The sequence below is a fragment of the Variovorax sp. VaC1 genome (assembly GCF_043658315.1).
Taxonomy (GTDB): Bacteria; Pseudomonadota; Gammaproteobacteria; order Burkholderiales; family Burkholderiaceae_C; genus Variovorax.
Map to the genome: position 1 here is coordinate 1 of NZ_JBIGLT010000013.1, position 8,353 is coordinate 8,353.

2 protein-coding genes are annotated in these 8,353 nt (G+C 65.4%); both read right to left on the minus strand.

Annotated elements, in window-relative coordinates:
* The coding region (locus ACGLHS_RS32130; RefSeq protein ID WP_394486046.1) for an amino acid adenylation domain-containing protein at positions 1-3,480 on the minus strand (3,480 nt) is incomplete at its 3' end.
* 36 nt (positions 3,481-3,516) lie between these two features.
* Positions 3,517-8,343, minus strand: coding sequence for an amino acid adenylation domain-containing protein (locus ACGLHS_RS32135; protein ID WP_394486049.1), 4,827 nt, complete (start codon positions 8,341-8,343; stop codon positions 3,517-3,519).
* Positions 8,344-8,353: the final 10 nt, after the last annotated feature.

Genomic DNA, 8,353 nt, shown 5'->3' on the forward strand with positions numbered 1-8,353 from the left:
CAGGCGTGCCGCGGCGTCGCGCGAGGCCTGCGCCACGAGCACCTGGCGACCTTCCTCGTGCAGGCCGATCATGTCGACGCGTTGCAGGAACTGTTGCGCCTTGACCGCTTCGATGGGCTGGACATGGAGGCTCCATGCCGCGCTGGCGGTTGTGTTCGTGAGTTGCAGGCGCAGCCCGTCGTGGCGGTCCATCAAGGCCTGCAAGGCGGTTGCCAGGTGCTGCTCCTGCATGCCGGAGGGCACTTGCAGCAGCATCGACTGGTTGAATTGGCGGATCGGGCCGCCGCGTGCCAGCAGCCACTGGACGATCGGTGTCGGGGCCAGCGGACCGACGGCCACGTCGAGCTGGGCGCTTTGTGTCTCTACCGGGGACGCAATGGTTGCCAGGGCTTGCACGTTCTGGTGCTGGAAGATGTTGCGCGGGGTGATGACCAGGCCGGCCTTGCGTGCACGGCTGACCAGCAGGATAGAGCTGATGCTGTCGCCGCCCAGGTCGAAGAAGTTGTCGTCGATGCCCACCTGGGGCAGGCGCAGGACCTCGGCGAAGAGGGTGGCCAGGGTCTGCTCCTGGGGGGTGCGCGGTGCGCGGATGCTGCGCGGCGTGAAGTCGGGCGCGGGCAGTGCCTTGCGGTCGAGCTTGCCGTTGGGGGTCAGGGGCAGGGTATCGAGCACGACGACGGCCGCGGGGACCATGTAGTCGGGCAAGGTGTCGGCCAGCGCACGGCGCAGGGCTGCGGTGTCGATGGCGGCATCTGCCACGACATAGCCCACCAGCTGCCTGTGTCCTGGTGCGTCCTCGCGCGCGATGACAGCGGCCTGAGCGACACCAGACTGCCGAGAGAGGGCTGCCTCGATCTCACCGAGCTCGATGCGGAACCCCCGGATCTTGACCTGCTGGTCTGCACGCCCGAGGAAGTCGAGCACGCCATCGGTTCGCCAGCGCGCCAGGTCGCCGGAGCGGTACATGCGGCTGCCCGGTGGGCCGAAGGGGTTGGCCACGAAGCGCTCGGCGCTCAGGCCCGGGCGCTGGAGGTAGCCGCGTGCCAGGCCCGTGCCCGCGATGTACAGCTCGCCGGGCACGCCCGCGGGCACCGGCTGCAGTGCCGCGTCCAGCACATACACCTGCGTGTTCGAGATCGGGTGCCCGATCGGGGGATTTTCCAGCCCGAAGAGCGGTGCACTCATGGTGGCGCACACCGTTGCCTCGGTGGGGCCATAGGCATTGATCAGTCGCCGGCCATGCGACCATTTTTCGATCAGTTGCGCAGTGCCCGATTCTCCGGCAATGACCAGATTCAGATCGCCTGGCAATCCTCCGGACTCCTGCGCGGCCAACGCAATCGGAGGGATGGTCAGATGCGTGACCCGATGCTTGGCAACAGTCGCAGCGAGCGCGTCTCCAGGCAGCAAGTCATGCGCTCGGGCTAGCACGAGCGCCGCGCCGGACAGGAGGGCCTGCACAACTTCCCAGAAGGCCGCATCGAAGCTCAGCGATGCAAACTGCAAGACCCGTGATCCGCGATGGAGGTTCAGGTGCTGAACCTGGCTGGCGCTGAGGCTCGATACGCCGGCATGAGAGACCACAACCCCCTTGGGCCTGCCGGTGGATCCGGAGGTGTAGATGACATATGCGGGGTTGGCGGGGCGCAGCGGCCGGACGCGGTCGTGGTCGGTGGGGTTGGCAAGAGGCGCGGCTTCCAGCAAGGCTGTGAGCGACGTATCGTCCAGGCAGAGCGTAGGCACGCCCGGGGGCAGCAACCGTGCGGTGGCGCTGTCGCTGATCATGCAGATCGGCGAGGCGTCCTCCAGCATGAAGGCCAATCGGTCCTTCGGGTAGTCCACGTCCAGGGGCAGGTAGGCACCCCCGGCCTTGAGGATGGCCAGCAGGCTGACGACCATCTCCAGAGAGCGCGGCAAGGCGAGTGCCACGAGGCTTTCGGGGCCTACACCTTGCGCGATCAGGTGGTGGGCCAACTGGTTGGCGCGCGCATTGAGTTCGCCGTAGGTCAGCGTGCTGTCCTCGAAGACGAGGGCGATGGCGTCTGGCGCGCGGGCCACCTGCTGCTCGAAGAGCGCTGGCAGGGTCGCTTCGGGCACGGGGTGCGCGGTGTCGTTCCAGTCCAGGAGGATCCGTGCGCGTTCCCCGGGCTGCAGGATCTCGATGTGGTCGATGGGTTGCGAGGGATCGACTGCAATGACCTCCAGCACGCGCTGCAGGCGTGCTGAGAGTTCCTCGATGGTGGGCCGATCGAACAGGTCCGTCGCGAATTCGATGCGGCCGGCAATTCCCTGGGCTTTCCCTTGTTTGTCGAACTGCTCCCACAAGGTGAATGACAGATCGAACTTGGCGGTGCTCCGACCGAGGGGTTGCGCGCTGACCTCCAGGTCCTGCAGTGCGAAGAGGGTTCTTGCATTGTTCTGGAAAACCAGCGAGACCTGGAACAACGGATGGCGCGCCATGGAGCGCACCGGATTGAGCACTTCCACGAGCCGCTCGAATGGAAGGTCCTGATGTTCGTAGGCGCTCAGGTTGGTTTCGCGCACGCGTGCCAGCAACTCCCGGAAGCTCGGATTGCCCGAGGTGTCCGTGCGTAGCACCAGCGTGTTGACGAAGAAGCCGATGAGATCGTTCAGTGCTTCGTCGGTGCGGCCCGCAATGGCACTGCCCAGTGCGATGTCGGTGCCTGCTCCCATGCGGGTGAACAAGGTTGCCAATGCCGCCTGCAGGACCATGAACAGGCTTGTCTGGCTTTCGCGGGCAAGGACGGCCAGCTTCTGATGGATCGGTGTGTCGATCAGGATCGGCAGGTGCTCGCCGTGATAGCTGGAGGCGACCGGGCGCGGCCTGTCGGTGGGCAGCTGCAGTTGCTCGGGCAGGCCAGCCAGGGTGCGCTGCCAGTAGGCCAACTGCCGTGCGCTGGTGCTGTCCGGGTCAAGCTCATCGCCCAGCAGTTCGCGTTGCCACAGCGTGTAGTCGGCGTACTGCACAGGCAGCGCCGCCCATGTGGGCGCATTGCCCTGCAAACGCGCGGCGTAGGCCGTGCGCAGATCGCGCGCCAGCGGTGCGGCGGACCAGCCGTCGCTGGCGATGTGATGGCACAGCAGCAGCAGCACATGCTGGTCGGCGCCCAGATGAAACAGCCATGCACGAATCGGAATCTCGCTCGCGATCTCAAAGCAGTGGCCCGCGGCCCTGGCGAGTTGCGCTGCAAGCGCCGCTTCGGACGCATCGAGCACCTCCATGGTCGGCCTGGTGGACTCCGCCGGAAGAACCACTTGCTGAGGCAGGTCGTCCGTGTCGGGAAAGATGGTGCGCAGGCTCTCATGGCGCACGACCGCATCACACAGTGCCTGCTCCAGCGCGTTGTCGTCCACACGTCCTGCCAGTCGCAAGCAGATCGGAATGTTGTAGGTGGCGCTGGGACCGTCCAGGCGATGCAGGAACCACAGGCGCTGTTGCGCGAAGGAGAGGGGGATCATGCGGAATGTCTGTCGTTGGCGGCTTGTGCGAGTCCGTCACTCATCGAGTGCGGTGGCTTTTCCCGTCGGGCTCTGGACCCTGGGCATGACGCGCAAGGCCTTGCGCGCCGGCGGTGCATTTTTCAGTTTGGGTTCCAGTTGCGCGATCGTCGGCGCCTCGAACAATGCCCTGATGGAAAGCTCCAGGCCCAAGGCCGAGCGCACGCGGCTGACGAGCTTGGTTGCCAGCAACGAGTGGCCACCGAGGTCGAAGAAGTTGTCGTCGATGCCTACCTGTGCGAGTCCGAGGATCTCGGCGAAGAGCGTCGCAAGGATCTCTTCCTGCGGTGTGCGCGGCGCGCGAATGCTCAGTGGCGTGAAGTCGGGCGCGGGCAGGGCCTTGCGGTCGAGCTTGCCGTTGGGTGTGAGCGGCAGTGCGTCGAGCACCACGATGGCCGCGGGCACCATGTAGTCGGGGAGGCCATCGGCCAGCGCGTGGCGCAAGGCCGAGGCGCCCACGCTCTGCCCGGCTGCTGCCACGACATAGCCCACGAGCTGCTTGTGTCCTGGTACGTCTTCGCGGGCAATGACGGCAGCCTGCGCGACGCCAGGCTGGCGCGTGAGAGCCGCCTCGATCTCGCCGGGCTCGATGCGAAAGCCCCGGATCTTGACCTGCTGGTCGGCGCGCCCGAGGAACTCGAGCAGGCCGTCGGGTCGCCAGCGCGCCAGGTCACCTGTGCGGTACATGTGGCTGCCCGGCGGGCCGAAAGGGTTGGCCATGAAGCGCTCGGCGTTCAGGTCGGGGCGCTTCAGGTAGCCGCGCGCGACGTACTCGCTGCAGATGGCCAACTCGCCAAAAAGATCCGTCGGTTGCCCATCCGGACCCAGCAGAGCGATTTGCGTGGATTCGACGGGATGGCCAATGGGCAGCCGGGTGCCTTGAATCTCTGTGCGGGCACTGGCGAAGAACTGCGCCGTTACGGTGGATTCGGTTGGCCCGTATCCGTTGACGAGAAGGCAGTCGGGCTCGAAGTTCTCCCGCAGCAATTTCAGATCCGACGGCGCAGCTTCTTCACCGCCAAGAATGATCAATCGCGTCGAAGAAGACTTCCGGCCTTGAAAGCCGTTGGCGGCAAGCCGGAACACCGTCGGCGTCGAATGCCACACGGTGATGCGCTGTGCCTCCAGCCAGTCATGAAGCTGGGTGAACTCCACCTGGCGCAGGTCGTGAATGCTGAGCGTGGCCCCATTCAGGAGTGCGCCGTAGATGTCCATGACCGAAGCATCGAAGCCGTAGGAGCTGAAAAGCGTCAATCGGTCGGTGGCATTCAGATGAAGCGCGTTGGTGTATGCGGCAATGAAGTGCAGGACGTTGCGGTCGACCTGAACGACACCCTTTGGCCGACCCGTCGTTCCCGATGTGTAGAGCACATAGGTTTCGCTGCCCGGATGGCGTTGGGTGGCACAGCTGCTGGCCGGCGGAATGAGCGATTGATCGAATGCCGGAATTTGCCTGGCAGCGCAAACGGTCGTTGCAAGCGCCTGCAGCCCCGGCTCGCAAAGCAGCGCTTCACCTTCCGAATCCTCGACGATGAATCTCAGCCTGTCTGCCGGATGCAGAGGGTCCAGGGGAACGTAGCTCCTTCCCGACTTCAGGACGCCCAGCATGGCCGCCACCATGTCGGCGCCATGGCTGAACAGGAGCATCACGCGGCCGGTGTTCCGGCTCAGGCTCTGCTGGAGTTTGTTGGCGATGCCATTGGCCTTCCGGTTCAAATCGTCGTAGGTCCACGAAATGCCGTCATGCGTGATGGCGACAGCCGAGGGAGCGCGGTGGACCTGTGCTTCGAATCGGGTGGTCAAGCTCTGATCGATCTCGTGGCGGTCGATTCTTGTGAATGCCTGCGTCGGCCTTTGGGAGAGCGGCCCCCCCGCGCTTGCGGAAGCGAGGCTCGGCAGCGGAATCTGGAAGAGCGTTGTCGCCGAATTGGAGGCCACGACCCGAAGCAGTGCCTCGAAATGATGAAGCATCCACTGCACCGTCGCGAGGTCGAAGAGATCCGTGGCGAAGTCGACGCGGCCTGCAATGCCTTGGGCCTTGCCCGCCTTGTCGGGCTGCTCCCACAAGGTGAAGGACAGATCGAACTTGGCGGTGCTCAGGCCAATGGGTTGGGTCTGGATTTCCAGGCCTGGCAACGTGAAGCTGGTCCTGGCGTTGTTCTGAAAGACCAGCGAAACCTGAAAAAGAGGATGACGCGCCATGGAGCGGGTCGGATTGAGCACTTCGACCAGGCGCTCGAACGGAAGGTCCTGATGTTCGTAGGCGCTCAGGTCGGTCTCGCGCACGCGTGCCAGCAACTCGCGGAAGCTCGGGTTGCCGGAAGTATCGGTGCGCAGCACCAGGGTGTTCAGGAAGAAGCCCACCAGGTCGTCGAGCGCTTCATCCGTGCGCCCCGCGATCGGGCTGCCCAGTGCGATGTCGGTGCCTGCACCCATTCGGGTAAACAGTGCGGCCAGCGCAGCCTGCAACACCATGAACAGGCTGGCTTGCCCCTCGCGTGCAAGGGTCAGCAGTCCCTGGTGCAATTCGGCATCGAGCTGAAGAGTGGCTGTTCCGCCTGCATGCGAGGAGATGACCGGGCGTGGCCTGTCGGTCGGCAGTTCCAATTGTTCGGGAAGGTTAGCCAGAGTCCGTTGCCAGTAGGCCAACTGGCGTGCGCCGATGCTGTTCGAGTTGCGCTCGTCGCCCAGCAATTCACGCTGCCACAGCGTGTAGTCGGCGTACTGCACCGGCAGTGCGGCCCATGCAGGAGCCTTGCCTTGCAGGCGTGCGGCATAAGCGATCGAGAGGTCGCTTGCCAGCGGCGCGAGCGACCATCCGTCGCTGGCGATGTGATGGCACAGCAGCAACAGAACATGCTGGTCGGCGCCCAGATGAAACAGGCGGGCACGTATCGGGAGTTCGCGTGCGATGTCGAAGCCGTGTGCAGTGGCCTCGACCAGGTGCTGTGGCAGGGCCGCCTCGGACACGTCGCGCACCTGCAATGCCAGTTGCGCAGTCTCCGGCGCAAGAATCATCTGCTGCGGTATGTCGTCCGTGTCGGGGAAGACGGTGCGCAGGCTCTCGTGTCGGCTCACGACATCGTTCAACGCCTGCTCGAGTGCTGCGTCATTGACGTGCCCCGCCAGTCGCAGTGCCAGAGTGATGTTGTAGGTGGTGCTGGCTCCTTCCAGGCGATGCAGGAACCACAGACGCTGCTGTGCGAAAGACAGCGGAATCTGCTTGGGCCTGGCCATCGGCTGCAAGGTCGTGCGTGCGGCCTGTGCTTCGCCCAGCCTGTGTGCGAGTTGGGCGACGGACGGTGCCTCGAACAGGGTTCGGATGGCCAGCTCGATGGCGAGGACGGAGCGCACGCGGCTCACGAGTTTGGTGGCCAGCAGCGAGTGGCCGCCAAGGTCGAAGAAGTTGTCGTCGATGCCCACCTGGGGCAGGCGCAGGACCTCGGCGAAGAGGGTGGCCAGGGTCTGCTCCTGGGGAGTGCGCGGTGCGCGGATGCTGCGTGGCGTGAAGTCGGGCGCGGGCAGTGCCTTGCGGTCGAGCTTGCCGTTGGGCGTCAGGGGCAGGGTATCGAGCACGACGAGGGCCGCGGGGACCATGTGGTCGGGCAGATCGTCGGAGAGGGCGCGGCGCATGCCTGCGGTGTCGATGCTCTGTCCGGCATCTGCCACGACATAGCCCACCAGCTGCTTGTGGCCGGGGGTGTCCTCACGGGCAATGACGGCGGCCTGAGCGACACCGGGCTGCCGAGACAGTGCGGCCTCGATCTCACCGAGCTCGATGCGGAACCCCCGGATCTTGACCTGCTGGTCGGCGCGCCCGAGGAAGTCGAGCACGCCGTCGGTTCGCCAGCGCGCCAGGTCGCCGGAGCGGTACATGCGGCTGCCCGGCGGGCCGAAGGGATTGGCCACGAAGCGCTCGGCGCTCAGGCCGGCCCTGTTCAGGTAGCCGCGCGCCAGGCCCGCGCCCGCGATGTACAGCTCACCCGTCACACCCGCGGGCACCGGCCGCAGCAGCGCATCAAGCACATACGTCTGGGTATTTCCCAGTGGAGAGCCGATGGGGACATTTCGATCGTCGGGCTCAGGCTCACGAAGCGAATGAAGTGCCGCAAAGGTCGTCGTCTCTGTGGGGCCATAGCCGTTCGTGACGACCAGCGAGGGGCAATGTCCGAGAACCTTCCGAATGGCCGAAGGCTGCAACACGTCGCCCCCGGCGAGAAGATGCTGCAGCCCGGTGAAGCACGAAGGGTCTTCTTCCGCAAAAAGGTGGAAAAGGCCTGCTGTCAGCCAGAGCGTCGTGACCTGCTCCTGGGAAACAAGGCGGCGCAGGATGCGCGTGTCGAGTGCCTGGGCTGGCGCAAGAACGACTCGTCCCCCACGCAGCAGCGGCATCCACAGTTCGAATGTGGAAGCATCGAATGTATGGGGCGAGTGCTGAAGCACCGTGGCTCGACCGGCATCTTGCCAACGTGGATCGAAGGCCAGGTTGCCGACGTTCCGCTGCGTGGTGATCACGCCCTTGGGTCTTCCGGTGGACCCTGAGGTGTAGATGACGTATGCGGGGTTGGCGGGACGCAGTGGCCGGACGCGGTCGTGGTCGGAGGGGTTGGCAAGGGGCGCCGAGGCCAGCTGCGCGATGAGGGCGGGCTCGTCCAGGCACAGGGTGGGCGTTGCCTGGGGCAACATCGCTGCGGTGGCGCGGTTGCTGATCATGCAGACCGGCGCGGCATCCTGCAGCATGAACGCCAGGCGGTCCCTGGGGTAGTCCACATCCAGGGGGACGTAGGCGGCGCCGGCCTTCAGGATGGCCAGGAGGCTGACCACCAGGTCCAGG